Here is a 25368-nt window from a genome sequence, read left to right on the forward strand (position 1 = left end):
TTTGCCGGTGCCGGCTTCGAGTTCGGTCAGGGTGGTGGACACGATGATGGTGGCCGGCAGCCCATTGTGTTGACCTAACTGGCCGGAGGCCAGCAGGGCGCGGGCGGCGGCGAGCAGTGCGTCGTGGTGGCGTTGGGCGGTGCTGCGGGTGTCGCGGTCGATGGCCTCTTGGGACGGGGTGCCGCTCACACAGGGGGTGGGGTCCTCAGGGTTGCACATGCCGGGGGCGGCCAGTTTGGCCCATATTGCTTCGATGGCCGCGCGCAGCTCGGGGCTCACACAGCCGGTTAGCTGCGACATCGCATCGGGGTGCTGATTGCCTAGACCCAGGCCGCGGCGTCGGGCCCGGTCGGTGTCGGTGTAATCGCCGTCGGGGTTGAGACAGTCGGTGAGGCGGGCGGCGAGCTTGGCCAAGTCATCGGGGCGGTGTTCGCCGGCCAGCTGGGCCAGGTGGGCTTCGGCGCGTTCGCGGGTCTCTACGTCCACGGCGTCGGGTAGCCGGTGATAAAAGCTGCGGATCACCGCCACGTGCCCGGCCCCGAGGGTCCCGGCGCGCAGCGCGGCGGCGGTGGCCGGCAGCAGCGGTTCGAGCGGTTCGCCGGTGATCGCGCGGCGCGGCCCCAGATCGGCGGCCTCACCGATGCGCCGGGCGGCGTCGGCGCGGGTGATGCCCAACCGTTCGGCCAGCGCAAACCCCAGCTTGCCACCCAGCTCGGCTTCACTAGCCTGCTCGGCGAGCTGGTTGATCAGCGGATGTTCGACAGCGGGCAGCTGGCGGCGCAGCGTCTCACACCGCTGCAACATGACCAGCCGCTCGGGAGTGGTCAGCCCGTCAAAGCACAAGTCCAAGGCCCGTTTGAGGTATGCGGTCAGCCCATCGAAGACCACGTCGATCTCCTCACGACCACTAGAAAGCATGTTCGAATTCTATCGACGGGACAGGACCCGGCGCGAGCATCAAAATCCTGGTTGTGGATAAGGCGCTAACTGTGGATAAACCACAGCCCTAGTGTTGTACCCATGTCGACCCGGATGGCGGCAGTCGACGCGCAGTTCTACTGGATGTCGGCCAAGATTCCCAACGATCAGTTTTTGCTCTATGCATTCGACGGCCAACCCGCGGATATCGAGCGCCTCGCCGACGAGCTGCGCCGCCGGGCCCAGGTGTGTCCGGCCTTGACGATCCGCGTCAAGGATGGATCCGCGCTCACCTACCCGCAGTGGGTACCGATGGCCGTCGAGCCAGCGCATACCCACTGCCACCAACTGCACGACAACACCTGGCGCGGCTGTCTGGACGCGGTGGTGCGGCTCGCCGAGAAACAGCTGGACGCCCGCCGAACACCATGGCGGCTCCACCTTTTCGCGCCGGTGCACGACATACCAGGCGGCACCGGCCCAGGCGCCGTTGCGGTCCTGCAGGTCGCGCATGCGCTGGCCGACGGCGCCCGCACCGCGGCGTTGGCCGGCTGGCTGTTCGGCCGCGACGCCGCCGTGCCCGACGTCGCCGCCCCCTCGCCGGGCTTCCTGCCGTGGCGTGCTCTGGTGGCGGCACGCACCCACCGCCAGCTGGCCCGAGACCGGCAGGCCGGGCTTGTCGAGCAGCCTGTGGGATCACGGCCCGTGCTGAGCACCAACGCGCGTCCCGCCGGATCACGCGCGGTACGAACGCTGGTGCGCGACCGTTTCCAATTGCCCGGCCCTACGGTTACCGTCGCTGTGTTGGCCGCAGTGTCCGTTGCGCTTTCCGAACATCTGGGTGCGGCGGTCGACGTGCTAGGCGCCGAGGTGCCGATGGCCAAACCCGGTGCACGCCATGCGCATAACCATTTCCGAAACGTCTCGGTGGGGCTGTACCCCGGACTGCCACGAGAGGATCGAGCACAGCGGATTGTCGCCGAGTTGACCGCTGCACGCCGCCGCGCCGAGCATCCAGCGGCACGGGCCGCCGACCGAGCATTCGCGGCGGTTCCCGCGCCGCTGTTGCGCTGGGGCGTCGCTCAATTCGACGCCGATGCACGACCCGCCGAAGTATCCGGCAATACCGTGGTGTCCAGCGTCTACCGCGGACATGCTGACCTGCGCTTGGGAGGTGCACCGGTGTTGTTGACTGCCGGATATCCGGCGCTCTCACCGGCGATGGGCCTTACCCACGGCGTGCACGGGATCGGCGACACCATCGCGATCAGCGTCCATGCGGCAGAATCGGCGATCGGCGACATCGATGCCTATCTGCAGCGATTAGACGCTGCGTTGTAATTCATTGGGCGTCACCAGATTTGGCTTCCGCATCGCGGGTCAGGCCGGCAGCGACGATCAGCTCCTCGTGCAGCTCGAACCACACGGTGTGGTAGGAGTCGATGAGCGGTCGAGACAGCCAGATGTTCTCCCCGGCCCGGACTTTGTCCAGCGCCGCCTGCAGCTTGGTCGAGTAGCGGCTCAGCCGCGGCAGCTCCGCCGCGGCCGCCGCAATGACCGGTAGCACCTGCTGATGCACCCGCTCCAGCCGCGCCACGATCGCCGCATCGTAGGCGGCATCGTCGTGGGCGTTGGACTCTCCGTCTTTGACTTGCCAATCGGTGACCAGCGCCTTGAATTCTGTGTTGACTGACCTGAATTCGTCGTAGGCGCCTGCCACCGCGGCAGCGTTGATGCCGGCGCGCTCCTCGGCCAACAGCTCGCCGAGCCGGGCGCGTCCCTCGGGGCTGATTCGCACGGTCGTCCCGGCGATCAGCAGACCCGATTGCGTCAGCCGCTCGATGGTGCCGGCGAGATCGGCTGGATCGGCGCTTAACGTCGCCGCCAGGTCAGCGGTGCCCACCCGGCCCTTCAGCCGAACCGCTTGCAGCACCACCAATTCGCTCATGGGGGATCGCCCTCGCTCCGCCGCAGCTCGGCCAGCATCGCGAGCAGTGAGCTCTCCCCCCCGGCATGCTGTGGACTGAGACGCCGTGCGATCTCGGCCAACTCGCGCAGTTCCGGGGTGTTGTCCTCTGACCAAGCCGCAAGCCCTAGGGTGCCCTCGCGTACTTCGCCTTCAGTGCCGTCGACGGTCACCAATTTGCCCGCCAGCGATTCGGACACGCCGCCGCCACATCCGACCACGGCGACCCGGCCGAGTTCACGACTGACCACTGCGGCGTGGCTGGTGGCGCCACCGGTTTCGGTGACGACCCCGCGCGCGACCAGTATGCCGTGCACATCATCGGGGCTGGTGTGACTGCGCACCAGGATGACGTCTTCGCCTCGCTCGGCGGCATCGACCGCTTCGTCGACGTCCGTGTAAGCCCGACCGGCTGCCACCCCCGGGCAGGCTGGCAAGCCGGAAGCCAAAAGTGGTGCGGACAAGCGGGTTTCGGGCTGCAGGGACGGCCGCAGCAGCGCCTCGACGTGGGCCGGGGTGACACGGCGCAAGGTCTCGGCGTCGTCAATCAGGCCGTCAGCCCGCAAATGCAGCGCCAGGCGCACGGCGGCCTGCGCCGATCGCTTCGCGGCCCGGGTCTGCAGCAGCCACAGTCGGCCGCTCTCGACGGTGAATTCGATCTCCTGGACGTCGGCTGTGAGCCGCTCCAGCATGCGGGCAGCGGCCGTCAGCGCGGCATAGATGTCCGGTTGCTGCTCGCGCAATTCGGTGATCGGGTGGACGTCGACGGTGCCTGACACCACGTCGTCGCCTTGGCCGCCGACCAGCCACTCGCCGAACTCTTCGTTGGCGCCAGTCATGGGGTTGCGCGAAAACATCACGCCGGCACCAGAATTAGTGTCAGCGTTGCCGAACACCATCGCCTGCACCACCGCTGCGGTGCCGCCGTGATCGTCCAAGCCGTGGTGAGCACGGTAGGCCACGGCCCGCGGTGAGTTCCACGACGCAAACACCGCCTCGATCGCCGCGCGTAACTGCAAGTACGGGTCGTCGGGCACCGCATCGGCGACGATGCGCTGATACCAGCCGGTGAACCGGCGCCGGGTATCGCGGGCGAACGCCGCACCGCGCGCCTTGGCCAGCGCTTGTTCGGCGGCGTCGCACATGCCCACGTCCAGCACCGTGTCCATCATCCCTGGCATCGACAGAGCCGCACCGGAACGCACGCTGACCAGCAGCGGACGTGGTCCCCGTCCGAACGTGCGCGAAGTTGCGGCCTCCAACTCGCGCAGCGCCTCGAGCACGTCGGCCCAGATCGCGGCCATTGTCGGCTCGGGCGCCGCCAGGTACCGGGTGCCCACCGCGGTGGTGATGCAAAACCCCGGCGGCACCGGCAGACCGTGCCGGCGCATGGTGTCGATGCCGAATCCCTTGTGGCCCAAGAGTTCGGGCGGATGGTTCCCCTGGCCGTCCAAACGCAGTACCGCTTCACCCGACATCGTCAGGACTGGCCGCGCAACAGACCGAAGCCGAAGTTCGCGCCGAAGCCCCGGCGCAACGCCACGTGAATCCACAGCAGCGCGTAGGGTTCCAGCAGCCGCGCCACCCGCAAGTCTCCGGCGTCCACGGCCTCGAAGCCCAACTCGACGACCAGCCCCGCAGCCACCGACTTTGCCTGGTCCTCGTCGCCGCAGATGAACATCACCGGTTGGCCGGATAGTTGCGGCCCATCCATCAGCGCCGCGCCGATCTGATTCATCGCTTTGCAGACTCGCGCGCCGGGCGCCCAGAAGGAGACCTGTTCAGCGCCGGAACTGGTGAGCCCGACCTCGAGCGCGGTGAAGTCGGGAGTGAGCGGATTGGTGCAATCGATGAGGACCTTGCCGGCGAGGTTGCCGCAGCTCTGTACGGCCAGCTGAGTGCCCTGCCACGGCGTGCACAGCACCACGACATCGGCTGCGGCGGCAGCAGATTCGTTGGCCAAGACCGCGCCCAGCGGCGCGTACTTGGGATCGTCGGGGTCGCGCACTCCGAATGTGACGTCGTGGCCGCGGTCCCGCCACGCCGTACCCAGGGTGCGCCCGACGTTGCCGGCGCCAATGATCGCGATCTTGATGTCAGCTCCTTGCGTTGTTAGCGGGTGGCAGGATACTTCTGCCTACCCGATGATCTAGGTTGGCGTCTATGACTGCCTATGATGTCGGTTTACTGATTCTGCGGCTGGTGCTGGGGCTGACGCTGGCCGCCCATGGTTACAACAAGTTCTTCGGCGGCGGCCGCATCCCGGGAACCGCGCGCTGGTTCTCGAGTATCGGCATGAAGGCCGGCACGTTCCAGGCCGTGGTCGCGGCCACCACCGAAATCTCCGCCGGCCTGGGGTTGGCCGCCGGGTTGCTCACCCCCATCCCGGCCGCCGGCTTCGTGGCGCTGATGTTCGTCGCCGCCTGGACCGTACACCGGCCGCACGGCTTCTTCATTATCAACGAAGGCTGGGAGTACGTCATGGTGCTGGCGGTCGGCGCCGTCACGGTGGCCACCGTGGGCCCCGGCCAGTACAGCCTGGATTGGCTACTCCTCGGGAACTCGTTCGGCGGCTGGACCGGCCTGCTGATCGCGGTGCTGCTCGGACTGGGCGGCGGCATCGGCCAGCTGGTGATCTTCTACCGGCCGCCGGTCAAGCAGGAGCAGTAGCGGCTGTCGCCTGAGCGAACAGTTTCCATTCTCCGGGTACGCCCTTGAGCACATGCGTATCGCGGTCTTGGAAAGCGATCCCAGAGCCGTTCACGAGATCCTTGACGGCGCCTGATACCAGCACCTCTCGCCTGAGCCAGCGCGCCGATGCGAGCGCCGATGTGGAGGCGACTGGTCACACACTCGGCGAATACGGCAGGCTGCTGCCGGTGTTCTCGTCGACCGCAACCTGCCCACCGAGATATGGGAACGCGCGCTGCGCGCATGCGGTGCGATTGCAGATCTTGCAACCTGCCCCGATCGGCACGGCGGTGCCCGGGTCGTCGAGAGCGACGCCGGTAGAGTAGACCAGCTTGTCGGCATGGGCGAGATCGCAGCCCAAACCGATCGCGAAACTGGTGTGCTGGCCGAGATAACCGCGGCCTTCCGGGGCGGTGGTCTTGGCGATCCAGAAGTACGAGCGGCCATCGGGCATCTGGGCCACCTGAGTGACGATCCGGCCCGGCTGGGCAAACGCGTCGTGCACCACCCACAGCGGGCAGCTGCCGCCGACCCGGCTGAAGTGAAAAGCAGTGGCCGACTGGCGCTTCGAGATATTGCCGGCCTTGTCGGTGCGCACGAAGATGAACGGAACCCCGCGGCACGCCGGGCGCTGCAACGTCGAGAGCCGATGGCAAATGGTCTCGAAGCCCACTTCGAAGCGCCGCCCAAGCAAGTCGATGTCGTAACGTAGTTCTTCGGCAGCCCTTTGGAATGCGCGATAGGGCAAGAGAAATGCGCCGGCGAAATAATTGGCCAGCCCTATCCGGGCGACGCCACGCGCCTCGGCGCTGAGCTGGTCGTCGGTGGCCACGATGCTCGAGATCAGCTCCGACTGGCTGATCAGCGCGAGCTGGGTTGCGATCTGGAAGGCCCGCTGGCCCGGCAGCAGACGGTGGGCGACTCGAAGTACCCGGGTCACCGGGTCGAAGGAGCGCTTGGTGGTGTCGGGCAGATCGGCGTCGACGACGACGGTGACGCCGAACTTTTCGGCCATCAGTTTCGGCAATTGGATGTCCAGCCCGCCGATGCGCATCTCGTTGTCGGCAAACATCTGCTCGGCCGCGACGTCGAGATCACCGATGTAGTTATTGCGGTCGTAGAAGAAGTCACGCACTTCCTCGAATGGCATCGGCTGCTCGGGTGGCAGCGATGTCTCCGTGGTGGCCCGCAAGCGATAGGCCTCCACTTCGTCGGTGGCATCGCGCAGACGACGGTGCACAGCTACCAGGCTGCGGCCGACTTCGGGCATTCGCGAGACCAGTTCCTCGACCTGGGCCCGGCTGACGTTCTCGGCTGCCGTCGCGGTGAAGACCTCCGACAGGTCGGCCACCAACCGCGCGTCTGTCTCCGAGGAGAAGTAGTTCGCCGGCAGATCGAAGCGCTCGGTCAGCGCCAGCAGGACCGGCACTGTGATGGGCCGCTGATCATTTTCCAGCTGGTTGACATAGCTGGTGGACAAATCCAGCGCGCGGGCCAACGCCGCTTGCGTGAGCCCTCGTTCTTCGCGCAACCGCCGCAACCGGGCGCCCGAGAACATCTTTGCCACCGCCGACACTGTACTCCAGCCGGTATCCGCAAGATTCGCAAAATGGTCGCGATAAGGACGCAAAATTACGCATTTACGGGGTCTTTCTCCCGCTGGAATGTGTGCGTAGTGTGCGAATTATGTTGAACCATTCCGTCCGGACTCACCGCAGCGCCGACGATTTTCCGCGGACCGAGCATCTCGCCTACAAAATCGCGGAAGTCGCCGCTGATCCGGTGCCGGTGCCTGTCGAGACCGCAGCGATGGTGATCAACCGGATGATCGACAACGCGGCAGTCAGCGCCGCCTCGGTGCTGCGGCGACCGGTCACCACAGCTCGCCAGCAGGCCACTGTGCACCGGGCCCGGCCGGGTGCCACGGTGTTTGGCGTCGACGGCCGCTATTCGGCGGAGTGGGCGGCCTGGGCCAACGGTGTCGCGGTGCGCGAACTCGACTTCCACGACACATTTCTGGCTGCTGAATACTCGCATCCCGGCGACAACATCCCCCCGCTGGTGGCGGTGGCACAACAGCTCGGCGTGCGAGGCGCGGACCTGATCCGCGGGCTGGCGACCGCCTATGAGATCCAGATCGATCTGGTCCGCGGAATCTGCTTGCACGAGCACAAGATCGACCATGTCGCGCATCTGGGCCCGTCGGTGGCCGCCGGGCTGGGCACCATGTTGCGGCTCGACGTCGACACCATCTACCAGGCGATCGGGCAGGCGCTGCACCTGACAACGGCGACCCGTCAATCCCGCAAGGGATCGATCTCCAGCTGGAAGGCGTTCGCGCCGGCGCACGCCGCCAAGGTGGCTATCGAGGCGGTCGACCGGGCGATGCGCGGCGAGGGCTCGCCGGCCCCGATCTGGGAGGGCGAGGACGGCGTCATCGCGTGGTTGCTGTCCGGGCCGGAGCACGTCTACGAGGTGCCGTTGCCGGCCCCCGGCGAACCCAAGCGTGCCATTCTCGACAGCTACACCAAGGAGCACTCTGCCGAGTACCAGAGCCAGGCGCCCATCGACCTGGCCCGCCGGCTGCGCGACCGCATCGGCGACCTCAGCCAGGTCGCATCGATCGTGCTGCACACCAGCCACCACACCCACGTCGTGATCGGCACCGGCTCCGGTGACCCGCAAAAGTTCGACCCGGACGCATCGCGGGAAACGCTTGACCACTCGCTGCCCTACATCTTCGCGGTCGCGCTGCAGGACGGCACCTGGGACCACGAACAGTCCTATGCACCCGAACGTGCCCACCGGCCAGACACGGTCGAATTGTGGCGCAACATCTCCACCGTCGAGGATCCCGAGTGGACGCGCCGCTATCACTCGACCGACCCTGCCGAGAAGGCCTTCGGAGCACGTGCGGAAGTCACGCTGAAGAGCGGCGAGGTGATCAGCGACGAGCTGGCGGTCGCCGATGCGCATCCGTTGGGCGCGCGGCCGTTCGGGCGCGAACAGTATGTGGGCAAATTCACCAAGCTTGCCGATGCGGTGGTGGATGCCACTGAGCGGCAACGGTTCCTGGCCGCCGTCGAGGGTGTCGCCGACCTGAAGGGTGGTGAGCTGGGCCTGCTGAACGTGCGGGTGCTGCCCGAAGTGCTGGACAAGGCGCCGACCATTCCTTCCGGGATCTTTCGATGACCGGCCTGCTGGGGGCGGCGTCGAGTGCCGCCGACAAACGCGCAGCGCTGCGCGCCGGACTTGAATCCGGTCAGCTGCAACGCTTCCCGGGTGCGTTCTCGCCGCTGGTCGCCAAGCTCGTCGCCGAGATCGGCTTCGAGGGCGTCTACGTCTCCGGCGCGACGCTGTCGGCCGATCTGGGGTTGCCCGACATCGGGCTGACCACATTGACCGAAGTCACCGCGCGCGGCGCCCAGATCGCGGCGGCCACTGATCTGCCAACCTTCATCGACGCCGACACCGGCTTCGGTGAGCCGATGAACGCCGCACGCACGGTTACCGTCCTGGAGGACGCCGGTTTGGCCGGCTGCCATCTCGAGGACCAGGTCAACCCCAAGCGGTGCGGCCACCTCGACGGCAAAGCTGTTGTGTCCACAGCCGAGATGGTCAAGCGGATCCGCGCGGCGGTGACGGCACGACGCGACCCGAACTTCGTCGTCTGCGCCCGCACCGACGCCGCGGGTATCGAGGGCGTGCCCGCCGCGATCGACCGTGCCCGTGCCTACGCCGACGCCGGGGCCGATCTGATCTTCACCGAGGCGCTAGCCGGCGCCGCGGACTTCGAACGCTTTCGCGCCGCGGTGGACACGCCGCTGCTGGCCAACATGACGGAATTCGGCAAGTCGGAACTGCTGAGCGTGCGGCAGCTTTCCGACATCGGCTACAACGTCGTGATCTATCCGGTCACGACGCTGCGGCTGGCGATGTTCGCCGTCGAAGCCGGCCTGCGTGAAATCGACTCCAGCGGAACGCAAGCCAGCCTACTAGGTCAGATGCAGCACCGTAGCAGGCTTTATGAGTTGCTGCGCTATGCCGACTACAACCAGTTCGACGACGACATCTTCAACTTCTCCGTGAAAGGAGCGGATCAATGATTTCAGTGGCCCCCGCCGAGCCGAAGATTCACAAGGGCCTGGCCGGCGTCGTCGTCGACACCACCGCAATCTCCAAGGTGGTGCCGCAGACCAACTCGCTGACCTACCGCGGCTACCCGGTCCAGGATCTGGCGGCCCACTGCAGTTTCGAGCAAGTGGCTTACCTGCTGTGGCATGGGGAATTGCCGACGGACGCCCAGTTGGCGTTGTTCAACCAACGTGAGCGTGCCAGTCGGCGGCTGGACCGTTCCATGCTCTCGCTACTGGCCAAGCTGCCCGACACCTGCCACCCGATGGACGTGGTGCGCACGGCGATCAGCTACCTCGGCGCCGAAGACCCGCAAGAGGACGACAGCGCCGAATCGGCGAACTTCGCCAAGTCGCTGCGGATGTTCGCCGTGCTGCCCACCATCGTCGCCGCCGACATGCGGCGCCGCCGCGGGCTGGATCCGGTTGCACCGCACAGTCATCTCGGCTACGCCGAGAATTTCTTGACCATGTGCTTCGGCGAGGTCCCCGAACCGGTCGTCGTGTCCGCGTTCGAACAATCGATGATTCTCTACGCCGAGCACAGCTTCAACGCATCGACCTTCGCTGCGCGGGTCGTGACCTCGACCCAGTCGGACATCTACAGCGCGGTCACCGCGGCGATCGGTGCCCTCAAGGGCCCGCTGCACGGCGGGGCCAACGAGGCGGTGATGCACGACATGATTGAAATTGGCGATCCTGCAAAGGCTTCGGAGTGGATCGCGGGCAAGTTGTCACGCAAAGAGAAAGTCATGGGCTTCGGGCACCGCGTCTATAAGAATGGCGACTCGCGGGTGCCGACGATGAAAGCGGCATTGGCCCGGGTCGCGGCCGTGCGCGGCGGCCAGCGCTGGCTGGACATCTACTCCATTCTGGAAACCGAGATGTTTCAGGCGACCGGGATCAAGCCCAATCTCGACTTTCCCACCGGCCCTGCCTACTACCTCATGGGATTCGACATCCCCAGCTTCACCCCGTTGTTCGTGATGAGCCGCATCACCGGGTGGACCGCTCATATCATCGAGCAGGCCGGCGCCAACGCGCTCATCCGGCCGCTGTCCCAATACTCCGGCTTGCCGCAGCGCAGCCTGTCCTAACGCTGTGTTCGCCAAGGTTCTCGTCGCGAATCGCGGGGAGATCGCGATCCGCGCTTTCCGCGCGGCCTACGAACTGGGCGTAGCGACCGTCGCGGTCTACCCGTACGAAGACCGTAACTCGGTGCACCGGTTGAAGGCTGACGAGTCCTACCAAATCGGGCAGCGCGGTCATCCCGTGCGGGCCTACCTGTCGGTCGACGAGATCGTGGCGACCGCCGCGGAGTGCGGAGCGGACGCGATTTATCCCGGTTACGGCTTCCTGTCGGAGAATCCGGAACTAGCGCTCGCGTGCGCCTCCGCGGGCATCACGTTCATCGGCCCGAGCGCCGAGGTTCTGGAACTCGCCGGACACAAGTCACGGGCGATCGCGGCGGCGCGCACCGCCGGGCTACCGGTCCTGGCCTCGTCGAAACCCTCGGTATCGGTGGACGAACTGGTGGGAGCCGCCGAGTCAATGCAGTTTCCGTTGTTCGTCAAGGCCGTCGCCGGCGGCGGTGGCCGCGGGATGCGCCGCGTCCTCGAGGCCGCCGCGCTACCCGAGGCGATCCAAGCCGCCAGCCGGGAGGCCCAGTCGGCGTTCGGCGACGCCGCGGTGTTCCTCGAGCAAGCGGTGGTGCACCCGCGCCACATCGAAGTGCAGATCCTGGCCGACAATCACGGCAACGTCATTCACCTGCATGAGCGCGATTGCAGTCTGCAGCGGCGGCATCAGAAAGTCATCGAGCTCGCGCCCGCACCGAACCTGGACCCCGCAGTGCGGGATCGGATCTGTGCTGACGCAGTTACGTTCGCCGAGCAGATCGGCTACAGCTGCGCCGGCACCGTGGAATTTCTGCTCGACCGCACTGGGCGGCATGTGTTCATCGAGATGAACCCGCGCATCCAGGTGGAGCACACGGTCACCGAAGAGATCACCGACGTCGACCTGGTATCCGCCCAGCTGCAGATCGCCGCCGGGCGGACGTTGACAGAGCTTGGGCTAGACCAGCATTCGATCACCCCGCACGGCGCAGCCTTGCAGTGCCGGATCACCACCGAAGACTCGGCGAACAATTTCCGTCCGGATACCGGTCGCGTCACGACCTATCGCACCCCCGGCGGTGCCGGGATCCGGCTGGATGGCGGGACCTCGCTGGGCGCGGAGATCAGCGCGCACTTCGACTCGATGCTGATCAAGCTCACCTGCCGCGGCCGCGATTTCGACACCGCCGTGAACCGCGCGCGCCGGGCAGTGGCCGAGTTCCGCATTCGCGGAGTGTCGACGAACATCCCGTTCCTGCAAGCCGTTCTGGACGACCCGGACTTCCAGGCCGGTGACATCACCACCTCTTTCATCGACGAACGAGCACAGCTGCTCACCTCGCGCACGTCGGCCGACCGCGGCACCAGGATCCTCAACTACCTGGCCGACGTGACGGTCAACCGGCCGCATGGCGAACGGCCGTCGGCCGTGTACCCGCACGACAAGCTGCCCGATATTGACATCTCGGTGGCCCCGCCGGCCGGATCCAAGCAGCGTCTGGACGAGCTCGGGCCGGACCGATTCGCGGAGTGGCTGCGCGACTCGCGCGCGGTCGGGGTCACCGACACCACCTTCCGTGACGCGCACCAGTCGCTGCTGGCCACCCGGATCCGTACGACCGGCCTGTTGAAAGTAGCGCCCTATATCGCGCGGTCGATGCCGCAGCTGCTGTCGGTCGAGTGTTGGGGTGGAGCGACTTACGATGTCGCACTGCGGTTCTTGAAGGAAGACCCGTGGGAGCGGCTGGCGGCTCTGCGTGAAGCCCTGCCCAACATTTGTCTGCAGATGCTGCTGCGGGGACGCAACACGGTCGGGTATACGCCCTACCCGGCGAGCGTGACGGCGGCCTTTGTGGAGGAGGCCGCGGCAACCGGTGTGGACATCTTCCGGATCTTCGATGCGCTGAACAATGTCGACTCGATGCGGCCGGCCATCGACGCTGTCCGCGAGACCGGAACGGCCGTTGCCGAGGTCGCGATGTCCTATACCGCTGACCTGAGCGATCCGGCGGAAAACCTGTACACGCTCGACTATTACCTGAAGCTGGCCGAGCAGATTGTCGAGGCGGGCGCGCATGTGCTCGCGATCAAGGACATGGCCGGCCTGCTGCGGGCCCCTGCCGCCGCGACCCTGGTGTCGGCGCTGAAGTCGCGCTTCGCCCTGCCCGTGCACGTGCACACCCACGACACCCCAGGTGGTCAGCTGGCCACCTACGTAGCGGCCTGGCACGCCGGTGCCGACGCCGTCGATGGCGCTGCTGCGCCTTTGGCCGGGACCACCAGCCAGCCCGCATTGAGTTCGATCGTGGCGGCGGCCGCACACACCGACTACGACACCGGCTTGTCGTTGCCGGCCGTCTGCGACCTGGAGCCGTACTGGGAGGCCCTGCGCAAGGTGTACCGCCCGTTTGAATCGGGACTGGCGGCCCCTACCGGACGTGTCTACACCCACGAGATCCCGGGCGGGCAATTGTCGAACCTGCGCCAGCAGGCGATCGCACTCGGGCTCGGCGACCGGTTCGAGGAGATCGAGGCCAACTATGCTGCCGCGGATCGGTTGTTGGGCCGACTGGTCAAGGTCACGCCGTCGAGCAAGGTGGTCGGCGATCTGGCGTTGGCATTGGTGGGCGCCGGTGTGTCGGCCGACGAATTTGCGGCCGCTCCAACGCGCCATGATGTCCCCGACTCGGTAATCGGCTTCTTACGCGGCGAACTTGGGGAGCCCGCAGCCGGCTGGCCGGAGCCGTTGCGCAGCAAGGCCCTTGAAGGACGCCGCGCGAAAATGGACGAAGAAGAGTTGTCCGCCGACGATGCAGCGGGACTGTCGCTGCCGGGCGCCGCGCGCAAGGCAACGCTGAACAGGCTGCTGTTCCCCGGGCCCACCCGCGAATTCCTCGCTCACCGCGAACAATTCGGCGACACCTCACAATTGAGCGCCAACCAGTTCTTCTACGGTCTGCGTTACGGTGAGGAACACCGGGTGCAACTGGAAAAGGGCGTCGAGTTGCTCATCGGCTTGGAAGCGATCTCGGACGCCGACGAGCGTGGCATGCGCACCGTGATGTGCATCCTCAACGGACAACTGCGACCCATCCTGGTGCGTGACCGCAGCATTGCCGCTGACGTGGCGGTCGCCGAGAAAGCCGACCGCGCCAACCCCAAACACGTCGCCGCGCCCTTCGCGGGGGTCGTCACGGTAATCGTGACGGCCGGTGCAACGGTCGAGTCCGGGCAGACCGTCGCCACCATCGAAGCCATGAAAATGGAGGCCGCTATCACTGCACCAGAAGCCGGAACCGTCGAGCGGGTCGTCGTATCGGCCACCGCCCAAGTCGAAGGCGGTGATCTGCTGGTCGTTCTGGGCTAAGCGGGCCGGCAACCAGCCGGATGCGATTCGCAGTACGGTGTGGTGCCGGGGAATCGGTAGCGGTGCGTAACGACCCACCGGTAGACGGCGTCTTCGAGCTGGCGAATACCGGGCAGGCGGTAGAGCATTAGCGGCAACCTGGTGCCCAGCCCCGTCGACACCGCCGCGTTCATGGCCTCTGCGCCGGAGTAAACCGTTCCCGACTCGCCTTGCCACCGAGCCGAATCCAGCAGTTGCGACGGCGGAATGCCTAGTCGTTCAGCGACTCCCGGGCCCTGCAGTGGTTCGGTCCGCAGGCCTCCCGTCCGGTCGAACTTCACGATGGAATCCACCGCTCTGGTGCACATTCCGCACTTACCGTCGAAGAAGAGCGTCCCTGGCATTGTTCATCTCCTGCACGGCGACGATCCCGAAGACGATGCCCGTGCCGATCTCGGCCAGGGCACTGAACCACGAAAACCACGTTACGTTGATGTGCGGCGGCGAGACGAAGCTGTCCTGGTAACCCGGCAGCATTGTCGGCAACAAGTGCGCATAGGTAAATCCCACGGCGCTTACGAACCCGACCGCGATCGCCGCCAGCGGCGCACGAGGGTGATTCATTGCCACCATCGCGATCGCCAGCACGACGAACACTCCCTGCACCATGCCGGCGGCCATGATGAACGGGGGTGACGCCGACATGCCGCGGAGCAGATGGTCGACGCCGTGTATCGAAAAGCCGATCGCGAATGCGAGTGCGGCGCAAGGCAGGTACCGAACCGGGTCGTCCCGTTGCTGCTGGATCTGTTCGATCATCACGATCACCGCCCGTCGGCCTGCTCCTCCTCCGTTCTACTACTACACCCAGTAGTAGTCAAGAACCGGGCCCATCGACTTAGAACACGTTCTAGTCTTAGTGGCCATGGGATTTCTCAAACAGGACACCCCGCAAATCGACTTCGAGGAGTGGAGCAAGGGCAGCCGCGCTGAGAAGATCATCCCGATGGCCCGGCATTGGGCTGAGGTCGGCTTCGGCACGCCGGTGTTGCTGCACTTGTTCTACGTCGTCAAGATCGGCCTCTACATCCTGGCGGCGTGGCTGATCGCGTTGACCACCACGGGTATCGAAGGGTTCGCCAACGTCGCGCACTGGTATGCCGAGCCGATCGTGTTCGAGAAGGTCGTGCTGTACACCATGCTGTTCGAGGTGGTCGGCCTGGGTTGTGGGTTCGGTCCGCTGAACAACCGGTTCTTTCCGCCGATGGGCTCGATCCTGTACTGGCTGCGGCCCGGCACGATCCGGCTGCCGCCGTGGCCGGATCGAATACCGCTGACCAAAGGTGACGGACGCACCCCGTTTGACGCACTGCTCTACGGCGCCCTGCTGGTGCTCCTCGTCATCGCGCTGTTCTCCGACGGCACCGGCCCGGCCCCGGCGCTGGGCACGACGGTCGGGGTGCTCCCGGCCTGGCAGATCTGGGCGGTGCTGGGCGTGCTGGCAGTACTGGGCTTGCGCGACAAAGTCATCTTCCTGGCCGCCCGCGGCGAGGTGTACGCCTCGTTTACCGTCGCCTTTCTGTTCACCGGCTATGGCGTGGACATGATCCTGGGCGCCAAGCTGGTGTGCCTGGTCATCTGGCTGGGTGCGGCGACGTCGAAACTCAACAAGCACTTCCCGTTCGTCATCTCGACGATGATGAGCAACAACCCGCTGTTTCGGTCGCGCTCGGTCAAACGGAAGTTCTTCGAACACTTCCCAGACGACCTGCGCCCGGGCCGGCGGTCACGCTGGCTCGCGCACTTTTCCACGGCCATCGAGGGACTGGTGCCGTTGGTGCTGTTCTTCAGCCATGGCGGCTGGGCCACCGCGATCGCCGCATTCATCATGCTGTGCTTCCACTGGGGCATCCTGTCGGCGATTCCGATGGGGGTGCCGCTGGAGTGGAATGTCTTCATGATGTTTTGCGTGCTGGCGTTGTTCGTCGGTCATCCCTCCGTCGGGCTGAGCGACCTGACCACCCCGCTGCCGATACTGTTGTTCGCCGTCGTCGCGGGGACCGTGGTGCTCGGAAACCTGTTCCCGCGCAAGGTGTCGTTCCTGCCCGGCATGCGCTACTACGCCGGCAACTGGGACACCACGCTGTGGTGCGTCAAACCCTCCGCCGACGAAAAGATCGGCAAGGGCATCGTGGCGATCGCCAGCATGCCCGCCGCTCAGCTGGAAAAGTTCTACGGCAGCAGGGAAGCCGCGCAGATCCCGATGTACATGGGATATGCGTTCCGCGCGTTCAACACCCACGGACGGGCCTTGTTCACCTTGGCGCACCGGGCCATGGCCGGCCAGAATGAGGACGACTACGTGCTCACCGACGGTGAACGGATCACCAGCACCGCAATCGGCTGGAACTTCGGCGACGGGCACTTTTCCAACGAGCAGCTGGTCGCGGCGCTGCACAAGCGGTGTCACTTCGAGCCCGGCGAAGTGCGCATCGTCATGCTCGACGCCCAGCCCATCCACCGCCAAACCCAGCAGTACCGACTGGTCGACGCCGCGACCGGCGAATTCGAGCGCGGCTACGTGTGCGTCGCCGACATGGTGACCCGCCAGCCCTGGGACGACGACATACCGGTTCAGGTGTACGCGCCGAGCGTCACGCCAGCGTGACGACCGCCGCCGAGCGTCACGCCAGCGTGACCGACGTGGGCGACTAGCCTTCACGCACCTTCGCCGCAGCGCTCACCATGTGCTGCAGCGACGCCTTCACCTCGTCGATGCTGCGCGTCTTCAGCCCGCAGTCGGGATTGACCCACAGCCGCTCTGCGGGAACGGCTTTCAATGCTGCTTGCAGCGATGCGGCGATCTCCGACTCGCCGGGCACCCGCGGCGAGTGGATGTCGTAGACGCCCGGGCCCACGCTGTTGGCGAAGCCGACCGCGTTGAGGTCGTCGAGCACCTCCATGTGCGAGCGGGCCGCCTCGATGGACGTCACATCGGCGTCCAGATCGGCGATCGCGCCGATCACTTCGCCGAACTCCGAATAGCACAGATGAGTGTGGATCTGCGTCGAGTCGGCCACCCCGGACGTCGCCAACCGGAACGCGCCGACTGCCCACTGCAGGTAGGCGTCCTGGTTGGCGCGCCGCAGCGGCAACAACTCCCGCAGCGCGGGCTCGTCGACCTGGATGACCCCGATGCCCGCGGATTGCAGATCCACCGTCTCGTCGCGGATCGCCAGCGCAACCTGTTCGGCGGTATCGGCCAGCGGCTGGTCGTCGCGGACGAACGACCACGCCAGGATCGTCACCGGGCCGGTAAGCATGCCCTTAACCGGCTTCTCGGTCAGCGACTGCGCGTAGGTGATCCAGTCGACGGTCATCGGACCCGGCCGCGCCACGTCGCCGTAGAGGATCGGCGGGCGTACGCAGCGGCTGCCGTAGGACTGCACCCAGCCGTTCTGGGTGGCGAAGAATCCGTCGAGCTGCTCGGCGAAGTACTGCACCATGTCGTTGCGTTCCGGCTCGCCGTGCACCAGCACGTCGAGGCCGAGTTGCTCTTGCAGGGCGATGACGTCGGCGATCTCAGACTTCATCCGCGCGACGTACTCGCTCTGGTCGATCTCGCCGGCCCGCAACGCTGCCCGGACCTTGCGGATTGCCGAGGTCTGCGGGTAGGAGCCGATCGTCGTCGTGGGCAGCAGCGGCAGCTGGAGCCGTTCCTGTTGGCTGCTGCGGCGATCGGCCGCGGGACCGCGTCGGTCGCCCGAGGCGACGATCGAGTCGATGCGGGCGCGGATCTGGCCGTTGTGCAGCCGCGGATCCGAACGGCGCGACGCCACCGCGGCGTTGGAGGCCGCGATCTCGTCGGCCACCGCGTCGCGGCCGTCGCGCAGCGCACGCGCCAGCGTGACGACCTCGTGCACCTTCTCGGTCCCGAAGGCCAGCCAGCTGCGCAGGTTGTCGTCCAGCTCGGTGGCGCCCTCTTCCAAGGCCAGGGAGTAGGGGACATGCAGCGTCGAGCACGACGTCGACACCGCGACCGCCTGCGCCGACTCCACCAGCGTCGCCAGCCGGCTCAGCGCCGACTCCAGGTCGGTGCGCCAGACGTTGCGGCCGTTGACGATACCGGCCACCAGCGTCTTACCGGCCAGTTCGGGAATCGATGCCAGCTCGGTGTCCGCGCCGCGGACCAGGTCCACGCCGATCGCCTCGACCGGCGTGCGGGCCAGTGCAGGCAGCGCGGCGCCGGGATCGCCGAAGTAGGTGGCGACATGGATGGCCGGCCGCCTGCCCACCGAGCCCAACGCGGTGTAGACCCGTTCGGCCAGCGCGGCCGCGTCTTCGGCAATGTCGGTCACCAGCGCCGGCTCGTCGAACTGCACCCACTGCGCGTCGTTGTCGGCCAGCAGCGACAGCAACTCGGTGTAGACCGGGATCAGTTCGTCGAGGCGCTCGATCGGTGCGCCGGCACCGTCGACCGGCTTGCTCAGCAGCAGGAAGGTGATCGGGCCGATGACCACTGGGCGTGCCGGAATCCCTTGGTCGCGGGCCTCTTTCAGCTCGGCGAGCACCTTGTCGGGATGCAGCTCGAATCGGGTGCCGGGCGCGATCTCGGGAACCAGGTAGTGGTAGTTGGTGTCGAACCACTTGGTCATCTCCAGTGGCGCGACGTCGTCGTTACCGCGGGCGGCCGCAAAGTACCGGTCCAACTCGTCCGCGATGTTGGCGACCCTGGCCGGCAGCGCGCCCAGCAGCACCGAGGTGTCGAGCATCTGGTCGTAGTAGGAGAACGTGTTCACCGGGACCGAGTCCAGCCCGGCCGCCGCCAGTTCCGCCCAGGTGTCGCGACGCAGGGTGGCGGCGACGGACTCCAACTCGGATCGACTGGTCCGGCCGGCCCAGTAGCCTTCGGTCGCGCGCTTGAGTTCGCGGCGCGGGCCGATGCGCGGGGAGCCGGTGATGGTGGCGCTAAACGGTTGAGCGGTCACGTGTTCGTCCTTCACTCGACGTGGTGGTCACCGCCAACAGACGCACAGCCGATCGGATGCACGGCGCCCATGGGGCACGGCAACCGGTACGGCCAACGCCCATCCCACGAGGCGGTGAGCCGCCGGACGCGGCGCGTCCGGCACAGCCGGCAGGTCTTCGGACTCGCAGGCGCGCACCCGGTGGGTGCTCCTACTGGCCGTCGCTTCCCGGTCGGTGACCAGTGCTTGTAGACGGCGGTCGTTCCTGCATACCGCTGCGGGACAGTCCCGGATTCTCACCGGGTTCCCTCTCGCGACGCACGGCTAACATGCCTCGCTCGAAGCCGACACCTTGGGGTGACGGCAGACCAGCTGCGTAGCCGAGACTACTAGGTCTGATGGCGGCGACCCGTCCCCCTCGCCGCTTCGCGGCTGGGGGTGCCCCCAGCGCCCGGCTTCGCCGCGCTTGTGATCGCCTAGTCAGCGGCCAGTGCTTCGACGATGGGCACGTCGCCGTTGTTGAACTCGATCGTTCGCCCGATCGTCGCGTCGTCGTGCAACACGGCCGCCGCCACCAGCGCGACATCTTCGCGAGTGACCTCCCGGCCATGCGGCGCCGCACCGACGGCGATGCGCCCGGTCGCGGGCTCCAGGGTCAGCCGGCCGGGCCCCAGGATGGTCCAGTCGAGGTCACTGCTGCGCAGGTGGGCGTCGGCGGCGGCCTTGGCCTCGGCATAGGGGAAGAACGGATCATCTTGCGGCACACCGTGGTCGGGTCCGGCGCCGAAATAGGAGACCATCACGAAGCGCCGCACGTTGGCCGTGGCGGCGGCGTCGATGACCCGCACGGCGGCGTCGCGGTCGACCGCGTAGGTGCGGGCCGGATTGCCGCCACCGGCGCCGGCGGAGAACACCACCGCGTCATGTCCGGCCACCAGGTCGGCGAGGGCATCGGTGTCGAGTTGCTCGATGTCGGCGACGACGGGTGTGGCGCCGGTAAGGGCAACTTCCTCGGCATGGTCGGGGTTACGGAAAACCGACGTCACCTCGTCGCCGCGCTCGGTCAGGATTCGGGCCAGATGCAATGCGACCTTGCCGTGGCCGCCGATGACGACGATGCGTGCCATGCCGCCGACGCTACCCGCCGACAGCTGCCACCACTTGATCGAGCAGTTTGTCGGAGGACGGCCACGGGAAGGTGGGCCTGGTGCGAGTCAGCTCGGCGATCCCATGCAGTTGGGCCCACAGCGTCGCCGACACGACATGCGCTTCCTCGGCCAGCGTGCCGCGCACATCCGCGACCGCGTTGTGCAGCAAGGTGAACGACTCGATGCCAGGAAGCTCATCCGGTTTCCAGTCATGCACCTCGCCAACGGTGCCCATCAAAGTGCGGTAGGCGGCCGGCTGTTCGCGTGAAAAGGAAAGATACGCCGCGCAGATCGCGCGCAAACGGCGCTTTGGGTTTCGGATACCGTCCACGGCCGACTGCATCCGGTCGTACAGCTGGCGGTGCGCATCGCGGAAAAGTACGAGCAACAGATCGTCGCGGGTGGGGAAGTGTAGGTAAAAACTCTGCGGCGCCACACCCGCTTCCCGGGTTACCGCCCTGATTGTCACCGCGGACTCGTGTCCAGAACGATCCAGCAGCCGTCGCGCCGCCGCGACGAGATCCTCGCGCAGCTGCGCGCCCTTGCCTCGCGGGTTTCGCATCCGGGATTTCGCCGTGACCATTGACTTATATATACACCCGTCTGTATACATAAGTCAGTAGACAGACGTCTACAGAACGGAGTGGGGCCATGTCGTCAATACTCGCGGTCACCCGGATCACCCACAGCTGCCACCTGATCGAGATCGGCGGACTCACCCTGCTCACCGATCCGTGGTTCAGCGAAAAAGCGGCCTACCATCCCGGCGAGCCCGTTGCGCTCGGCGTCGGCCAGCTCCCGCGACTGGACGGCGTACTCATCAGCCACCATCACTACGACCATTGCGACCTCGACGAGTTACAGCGCTATCCCGACAAGTTCGTCCCGCTGTTGGTTTGCACTCCGGTCGCCAAACGCGCTGCAGCTCGCGGCTTTTCGAACGTAACGGCGCTGCAACCCTGGCAAGCGGTGCGGCTCGGTCCGGTGACCGTTACCGCTGCGCCGGCTAAACACGCGGTCGAAGAGATTACCTTTGTCATCCAAAGCGACGAGCACACGGTGTATTTCGCTGGCGACACGCTGTATATCCCCGAGCTTGACCAACTGCCCGATCGTTTCCCGACCATCAACGTGGCGCTCGTTCCTACCAACGGGCTGCGGATTCGGCCGATGTTCAACAAAAAGGTCGTGATGGATGCCTATGACGCGGCCCGGCTGGTCGCGGCGCTGCGGCCGGCAGTCGCGATACCGCACCATTATGCGTTCACCAGCGGGCCGATCGGAGATCGGCTGTTGACCAAAGCGCAGGCCGATCCGCAGGCCTTCGTCCGGGCGGCCGAGCAACTGGCCCCGGCTGTGCCGGTGACTGTGATCAGCCCCGGGCAGCGCCTCGTGCCTGCATCGGCGTAATGAAGTTGATGCGGAAGCGCCTAATGCATGCGCACGACCCTCTCGATCATGACGACGTCCTGCTGGCGGTGAAGGAGCGAGCGCGAAGAGAGGACCGGACCGCCGGCGCGATTCTGTCCGAGCTTGCTCGCCGTCCCCGCAGCACCCCCGTCGCAAGCCGTCCGACGGGTGGTCAACAATCGAGACACAACCTCATGTCTTAAGGAGAACGTCATGGCTGAAGCCGTCATCGTCGAAGCAGTGCGCTCACCGATCGGCAAACGCAACGGTGGTCTGTCCGGGGTGCATCCTGCCGATTTGTCCGCCCAGGTTCTCAACGGGCTGGTCGAGAAGGCCGGCGTCGACCCCGAGATCGTCGACGACGTGATTTGGGGATGTGTCATGCAAGCCGGTGAGCAAGCCCTCGACATCGGTCGCACCGCGTTGCTGACGGCCGGCTGGCCCGAGAGCGTGCCCGGCGTCACCGTCGATCGCCAGTGCGGGTCCAGCCAGCAGTCGGTGCACTTCGCCGCCGCGGGTGTGGTCGCCGGCCACTACGACGTCGTCGTCGCCGGCGGTGTCGAGTCGATGTCGCGGGTGCCGATGGGCTCGTCGCTCGCGGGCGGTGGCAGGCCCTTCCCGCAGGGCTTCCTGGACCGCTACGACGGAGCGGTCCCCAACCAGGGCATCGGCGCCGAGATGATCGCCGAGCAGTGGGGATTCGACCGCACCACGCTCGACCAGTTCTCCCTGGAGTCTCACGAAAAAGCCGCTGCTGCCCAAGATTCCGGGGCATTCGACGATGAGATCGTTGCCATCAAAGACCAGGACGGCAATACGGTGCTCAAAGACGAAGGCATCCGGCGCGGCACACCGATGGAGAAGATGGCCCAGCTCAAGCCGGCCTTCAAAGAGGACGGCGTGATCCACGCCGGTAACTCCAGCCAGATCTCCGACGGTTCGGCTGCTCTGCTGTTCATGTCGGCGGAGAAGGCGAAGTCGTTGGGCCTCAAGCCGATCGCCAAGGTGCACACCGCGACGCTGGCCGGCTCCAACCCGGTGATCATGCTGACCGGGCCGATCCCGGCGACCCAAAAAGCGCTGAAGCGCTCCGGGCTGAGCCTCGACGAGATCGGTGCTTACGAGGTCAACGAGGCGTTCGCGCCGGTGCCGTTGGCCTGGCTGAAAGACATCGGCGCCGACGAGAAGAAGCTCAATCCCAAGGGCGGGGCGATCGCGCTCGGCCACCCACTCGGCGGGTCCGGGGCGCGGCTGATGACGACGCTGCTATATCACATGCGGGACAACGGGATTCGTTACGGGCTCCAGACAATGTGCGAGGGCGGCGGTCAGGCCAACGCCACCATTCTGGAATTGCTGTGACCCAACCGGCTGCGCTGTCCGAGCGTCGCGGCAACGTATTGATCATCACGATCAACCGGCCTGAAGCCCGCAACTGCGTCAACGGGGCAGTGAGTACCGCTGTCGGTGACGCGCTGGAGCAGGCGCAAAACGACGCAGAGGTGCGGGCGGTCGTCATCACCGGCGCCGGCGACAAATCGTTTTGCGCCGGCGCCGATCTCAAGGCGATCTCGCGGCGGGAGAACCTGTACCACCCTGACCATGCGGAGTGGGGATTCGCCGGCTACGTGCATCACTTCATCGATAAGCCGACGATCGCGGCGGTCAACGGCACCGCCCTGGGCGGCGGCACCGAGCTGGCGCTGGCCAGTGACTTGGTGGTCGCCGAGGAGCGCGCGCAGTTCGGGCTGCCCGAGGTCAAGGTGGGGCTGATCGCCGGTGCTGGCGGGGTGTTCCGGATCGTCGACCAGCTGCCCCGCAAAGTGGGTCTGCAGATGCTGTTGACCGGTGAGCCGATCAGTGCGGCCGAGGCCGCCAAGTGGGGCCTGATCAACCAGGTTGTGCCGGACGGCACCGTGCTGGAGGCCGCGTTGGCGCTGGCCGAGCGGGTCACCGTGAACGCGCCGCTGTCGGTGCAGGCCAGCAAGCGGATCGCCTACGGCGCCGACGACGGGGTCATCCCCGACGAGGAACCCGCGTGGGCGCGGACCACTCGTGAGTTCGGCACGCTGCTGAAATCCGAGGACGCCAAAGAAGGGCCGCTGGCCTTCGCCGAGAAGCGCCCACCAGTGTGGAAGGCCCGCTGACGGGCCGCGACCACTATTGCGCCAGCGTGTTGACGGCGTGCCGGAAAACGCCGGGCAGCGCCTGGGCGGCCGGAACGATGGCATGCCGGGCCGGGCGTGGCACGGTGGCCAGCACCAGGGTGCGGGTGAGCAGGCGATAGTCGCGGGTGATGCGCCGCCACGCCTGTTCGTACGACCAGGGAGTCTCGTCGACGACGGCGTTGATCGCTGCGGCGGCCTGCTTGACCGCCAGGCTGACGCCCTCACCGGTCAGGGCGTCCTCGTAACCCGCTGCGTCGCCGACCAACAGCACCCGGCCGGCGACGCGTCGGGACACCACTTGGCGCAGCGGACCACAGCCGCGCGCTCGTCCAGGTTGGGCGCCGTGTAGTCGACGTGCCAGTCGCGGGAACCACTCCAGCTGCGGCCGGCCATTGCACAGGATCGCGACACCGACCAAATCCGGCTCGACCGGCGTCACGTATGCCTCACCCCACCGCGACCAGTACACCTCGACGAACTCCGACCACGCCGGCACCGCGTAGTGCCGGCGTACGCCGTAGCGGCGCGGTCGCCCGGCGACCGCGGTGATCCCGACGGCGCGCCGCACCGCTGAGTGCAGGCCGTCGGCCGCCACCAACCACTTTGCCCGCACACCGGCCGCGGTCACGCCGGTGGCGTCCTGCGTGATGCTGTCGACCCGCGCCGAAACCCATTCGGTGTCTTGTTCTTTGGCGCGGGCCGTCAACGCCGAATGTAGGGTGGTGCGTCGCACGCCCCGGCCGGGGCCGTCGCGAAAGCGTGCCTCGGCCCGCCGGTGTTCGTTCACATACGCGATGCCGCGGAACGGCAGCCCCGCGGGGTCCACGCCGAGCGATGTGAGTTCGGCCAGACCGCCGGGCATCAAACCCTCACCGCAGGCCTTGTCGATCGGATCCTCCCGCGGCTCGGCCACCACCACCGAAAGCCCTTGCCTGCGAGCGTGTAACGCCGTAGCGAGGCCCGCCGGACCGCCACCGACAACCAGCAGATCAGCGTCGTACGTCATGCGTAACCCAGGGCCTGGTTCTCCACCCGGATGCGCACACTCAGCAGCAGCCCATTGGCGAGTGTGAATCCGGCCGCGGTCAGCCACGCCGAATGCACCAACGGCAGCGCCACCCCCTCGGCGATCACAGCCACATAGTTCGGATGGTGCAGCCACCGGTAGGGCCCTCGTCGCACCAATGGCTCGTGCGGCACGACGATCACCAAGGTGTTCCAGCGACGGCCCAGCGTCGTCACACACCACCAACGCAAGACCTGGCTGGACGCCACCACCGCCAGCATCGGCCAGCCGAGCCAGCCGATGAACGGCCGATGCAGCGCCCACACCTCGAGAACACAGCCGAGCAGCAGGGCGGCATGGATGCCGACCATGACCGGATAGTGCTTGCGGCCGAACTCTTTACCGCCATTTGCCAATGCCCATCGTGCATTGCGCTTGGAGATGACCAGCTCGACCAGCCGTTCGATGCCGATCGCCAGGATCAGCAGGTAGTACAC

The 25368-nt window shown here is 66.5% G+C and carries 22 protein-coding genes, 1 pseudogene and 1 riboswitch; of the genes and pseudogenes, 11 read left to right on the forward strand and 12 right to left on the reverse strand.

What is annotated here, in order from left to right; genetic code table 11:
• Nucleotides 1-918: 13E12 repeat family protein (locus A5707_RS14365; RefSeq protein ID WP_065015200.1), on the reverse strand; the 918-nt coding region annotated here is incomplete at its 3' end.
• A 102-nt stretch (nucleotides 919-1020) separates the two neighbouring features.
• Between A5707_RS14365 and A5707_RS14370 the strand changes: the two genes are divergently transcribed.
• A complete protein-coding gene (locus tag A5707_RS14370) occupies nucleotides 1021-2259 on the forward strand; it encodes a WS/DGAT domain-containing protein (RefSeq protein WP_232000725.1) in 1239 nt (412 codons plus the stop codon).
• Nucleotide 2260: 1 nt separating this feature from the next.
• Here A5707_RS14370 and A5707_RS14375 read toward each other — a convergent pair whose 3' ends face one another.
• The 3 genes from A5707_RS14375 to A5707_RS14385 are packed head-to-tail and all read right to left on the reverse strand — an operon-like array spanning nucleotide 2261 to nucleotide 4979.
• Complete coding sequence (locus A5707_RS14375) at nucleotides 2261-2866, reverse strand: hypothetical protein (RefSeq protein ID WP_065015140.1); 606 nt, start codon at nucleotides 2864-2866, stop codon at nucleotides 2261-2263.
• A complete protein-coding gene (locus A5707_RS14380; RefSeq protein ID WP_082969463.1) occupies nucleotides 2863-4362 on the reverse strand; it encodes a pyruvate, phosphate dikinase in 1500 nt (499 codons plus the stop codon). The genes A5707_RS14375 and A5707_RS14380 overlap by 4 nt, the downstream gene beginning before the upstream one ends.
• Before the next feature lie 2 nt (nucleotides 4363-4364).
• Nucleotides 4365-4979 (reverse strand): NADPH-dependent F420 reductase, encoded by a 615-nt coding sequence (locus A5707_RS14385; RefSeq protein WP_065015141.1) that lies wholly within the window; start codon nucleotides 4977-4979, stop codon nucleotides 4365-4367.
• A 68-nt stretch (nucleotides 4980-5047) separates the two neighbouring features.
• Between A5707_RS14385 and A5707_RS14390 the strand changes: the two genes are divergently transcribed.
• Complete coding sequence (locus A5707_RS14390) at nucleotides 5048-5554, forward strand: DoxX family protein (RefSeq protein ID WP_065015142.1); 507 nt, start codon at nucleotides 5048-5050, stop codon at nucleotides 5552-5554.
• A 175-nt stretch (nucleotides 5555-5729) separates the two neighbouring features.
• On the opposite strand, the gene A5707_RS14395 is transcribed toward A5707_RS14390, so the two are convergent.
• Nucleotides 5730-7133, reverse strand: coding sequence for a short-chain fatty acyl-CoA regulator family protein (locus tag A5707_RS14395; protein ID WP_065015201.1), 1404 nt, complete (start codon nucleotides 7131-7133; stop codon nucleotides 5730-5732).
• Between the two features lie 128 nt (nucleotides 7134-7261).
• On the opposite strand from A5707_RS14395, the gene prpD reads away from it, so the two are divergent.
• Genes prpD through A5707_RS14415 form a run of 4 tightly spaced genes read left to right on the forward strand, consistent with a single transcriptional unit; the run spans nucleotide 7262 to nucleotide 14193 of the window.
• On the forward strand, nucleotides 7262-8767 hold the full coding sequence (gene prpD / locus A5707_RS14400) for a 2-methylcitrate dehydratase PrpD (protein WP_197495335.1): 1506 nt from the start codon (nucleotides 7262-7264) through the stop codon (nucleotides 8765-8767).
• Complete coding sequence (prpB, locus tag A5707_RS14405) at nucleotides 8764-9681, forward strand: methylisocitrate lyase (protein WP_065015144.1); 918 nt, start codon at nucleotides 8764-8766, stop codon at nucleotides 9679-9681. Before prpD ends, prpB begins: the two co-directional genes overlap by 4 nt.
• Entirely contained in the window at nucleotides 9678-10805 is a 1128-nt protein-coding gene (locus A5707_RS14410; RefSeq protein ID WP_065015145.1) for a bifunctional 2-methylcitrate synthase/citrate synthase, read from the forward strand. Before prpB ends, A5707_RS14410 begins: the two co-directional genes overlap by 4 nt.
• 4 nt (nucleotides 10806-10809) lie before the next feature.
• Entirely contained in the window at nucleotides 10810-14193 is a 3384-nt protein-coding gene (locus tag A5707_RS14415) for a pyruvate carboxylase (protein WP_065015146.1), read from the forward strand.
• On the opposite strand, the gene A5707_RS14420 is transcribed toward A5707_RS14415, so the two are convergent.
• Together A5707_RS14420 and A5707_RS14425 are read right to left on the reverse strand one after the other, a co-directional pair.
• Nucleotides 14190-14576, reverse strand: a complete 387-nt coding sequence (locus A5707_RS14420) for a thiol-disulfide oxidoreductase DCC family protein (protein ID WP_065015147.1) — start codon at nucleotides 14574-14576, stop codon at nucleotides 14190-14192. The genes A5707_RS14415 and A5707_RS14420 overlap by 4 nt on opposite strands.
• Entirely contained in the window at nucleotides 14548-14991 is a 444-nt protein-coding gene (locus A5707_RS14425) for a hypothetical protein (protein WP_156657941.1), read from the reverse strand. Before A5707_RS14425 ends, A5707_RS14420 begins: the two co-directional genes overlap by 29 nt.
• Before the next feature lie 106 nt (nucleotides 14992-15097).
• Here A5707_RS14425 and A5707_RS14430 point away from each other — a divergent pair, with 106 nt between their 5' ends.
• Nucleotides 15098-16840 carry a DUF3556 domain-containing protein gene (locus A5707_RS14430; RefSeq protein WP_065015148.1) on the forward strand — a complete coding sequence of 581 codons (1743 nt, stop codon included), beginning with the start codon at nucleotides 15098-15100 and terminating at the stop codon, nucleotides 16838-16840.
• 43 nt (nucleotides 16841-16883) lie between these two features.
• Here the strand turns inward: A5707_RS14430 and metE are convergent, their stop codons facing one another.
• The 3 genes from metE to A5707_RS14445 all read right to left on the reverse strand — a co-directional run bounded on the left by metE (nucleotide 16884) and on the right by A5707_RS14445 (nucleotide 20870).
• Nucleotides 16884-19160, reverse strand: coding sequence for a 5-methyltetrahydropteroyltriglutamate--homocysteine S-methyltransferase (gene metE, locus A5707_RS14435; protein ID WP_065015203.1), 2277 nt, complete (start codon nucleotides 19158-19160; stop codon nucleotides 16884-16886).
• 130 nt (nucleotides 19161-19290) lie between these two features.
• A riboswitch (cobalamin riboswitch) is annotated at nucleotides 19291-19503 on the reverse strand.
• Nucleotides 19504-19615: 112 nt separating this feature from the next.
• Nucleotides 19616-20266, reverse strand: a complete 651-nt coding sequence (locus A5707_RS14440) for an SDR family oxidoreductase (protein WP_065015149.1) — start codon at nucleotides 20264-20266, stop codon at nucleotides 19616-19618.
• A 10-nt stretch (nucleotides 20267-20276) separates the two neighbouring features.
• On the reverse strand, nucleotides 20277-20870 hold the full coding sequence (locus A5707_RS14445) for a TetR/AcrR family transcriptional regulator (protein WP_065015150.1): 594 nt from the start codon (nucleotides 20868-20870) through the stop codon (nucleotides 20277-20279).
• A gap of 68 nt (nucleotides 20871-20938) precedes the next feature.
• Between A5707_RS14445 and A5707_RS14450 the strand changes: the two genes are divergently transcribed.
• The 4 genes and pseudogenes from A5707_RS14450 (at nucleotide 20939) to A5707_RS14465 (ending at nucleotide 23844) form a co-directional block, all read left to right on the forward strand.
• Nucleotides 20939-21697 carry an MBL fold metallo-hydrolase gene (locus tag A5707_RS14450; RefSeq protein WP_065015151.1) on the forward strand — a complete coding sequence of 253 codons (759 nt, stop codon included), beginning with the start codon at nucleotides 20939-20941 and terminating at the stop codon, nucleotides 21695-21697.
• A 27-nt stretch (nucleotides 21698-21724) separates the two neighbouring features.
• Nucleotides 21725-21831 (forward strand): annotated as a pseudogene (locus A5707_RS23875) (antitoxin); the annotation flags it as partial.
• A 79-nt stretch (nucleotides 21832-21910) separates the two neighbouring features.
• Nucleotides 21911-23059, forward strand: a complete 1149-nt coding sequence (locus A5707_RS14460; RefSeq protein WP_065015153.1) for a thiolase family protein — start codon at nucleotides 21911-21913, stop codon at nucleotides 23057-23059.
• Nucleotides 23056-23844 (forward strand): crotonase/enoyl-CoA hydratase family protein, encoded by a 789-nt coding sequence (locus tag A5707_RS14465; protein ID WP_197495336.1) that lies wholly within the window; start codon nucleotides 23056-23058, stop codon nucleotides 23842-23844. The genes A5707_RS14460 and A5707_RS14465 overlap by 4 nt, the downstream gene beginning before the upstream one ends.
• A gap of 13 nt (nucleotides 23845-23857) precedes the next feature.
• Here the strand turns inward: A5707_RS14465 and A5707_RS14470 are convergent, their stop codons facing one another.
• Both A5707_RS14470 and A5707_RS14475 read right to left on the reverse strand, forming a co-directional pair.
• The gene (locus A5707_RS14470; protein WP_065015154.1) at nucleotides 23858-24871 is read right to left on the reverse strand and encodes an NAD(P)/FAD-dependent oxidoreductase; all 1014 of its coding nucleotides are present in this window, start codon (nucleotides 24869-24871) and stop codon (nucleotides 23858-23860) included.
• Nucleotides 24868-25368 (reverse strand): isoprenylcysteine carboxyl methyltransferase family protein, encoded by a 501-nt coding sequence (locus A5707_RS14475; protein ID WP_065015155.1) that lies wholly within the window; start codon nucleotides 25366-25368, stop codon nucleotides 24868-24870. Before A5707_RS14475 ends, A5707_RS14470 begins: the two co-directional genes overlap by 4 nt.

This window comes from Mycobacterium kyorinense (genome assembly GCF_001672775.1).
GTDB classification, from domain to species: domain Bacteria; phylum Actinomycetota; class Actinomycetes; order Mycobacteriales; family Mycobacteriaceae; genus Mycobacterium; species Mycobacterium kyorinense_A.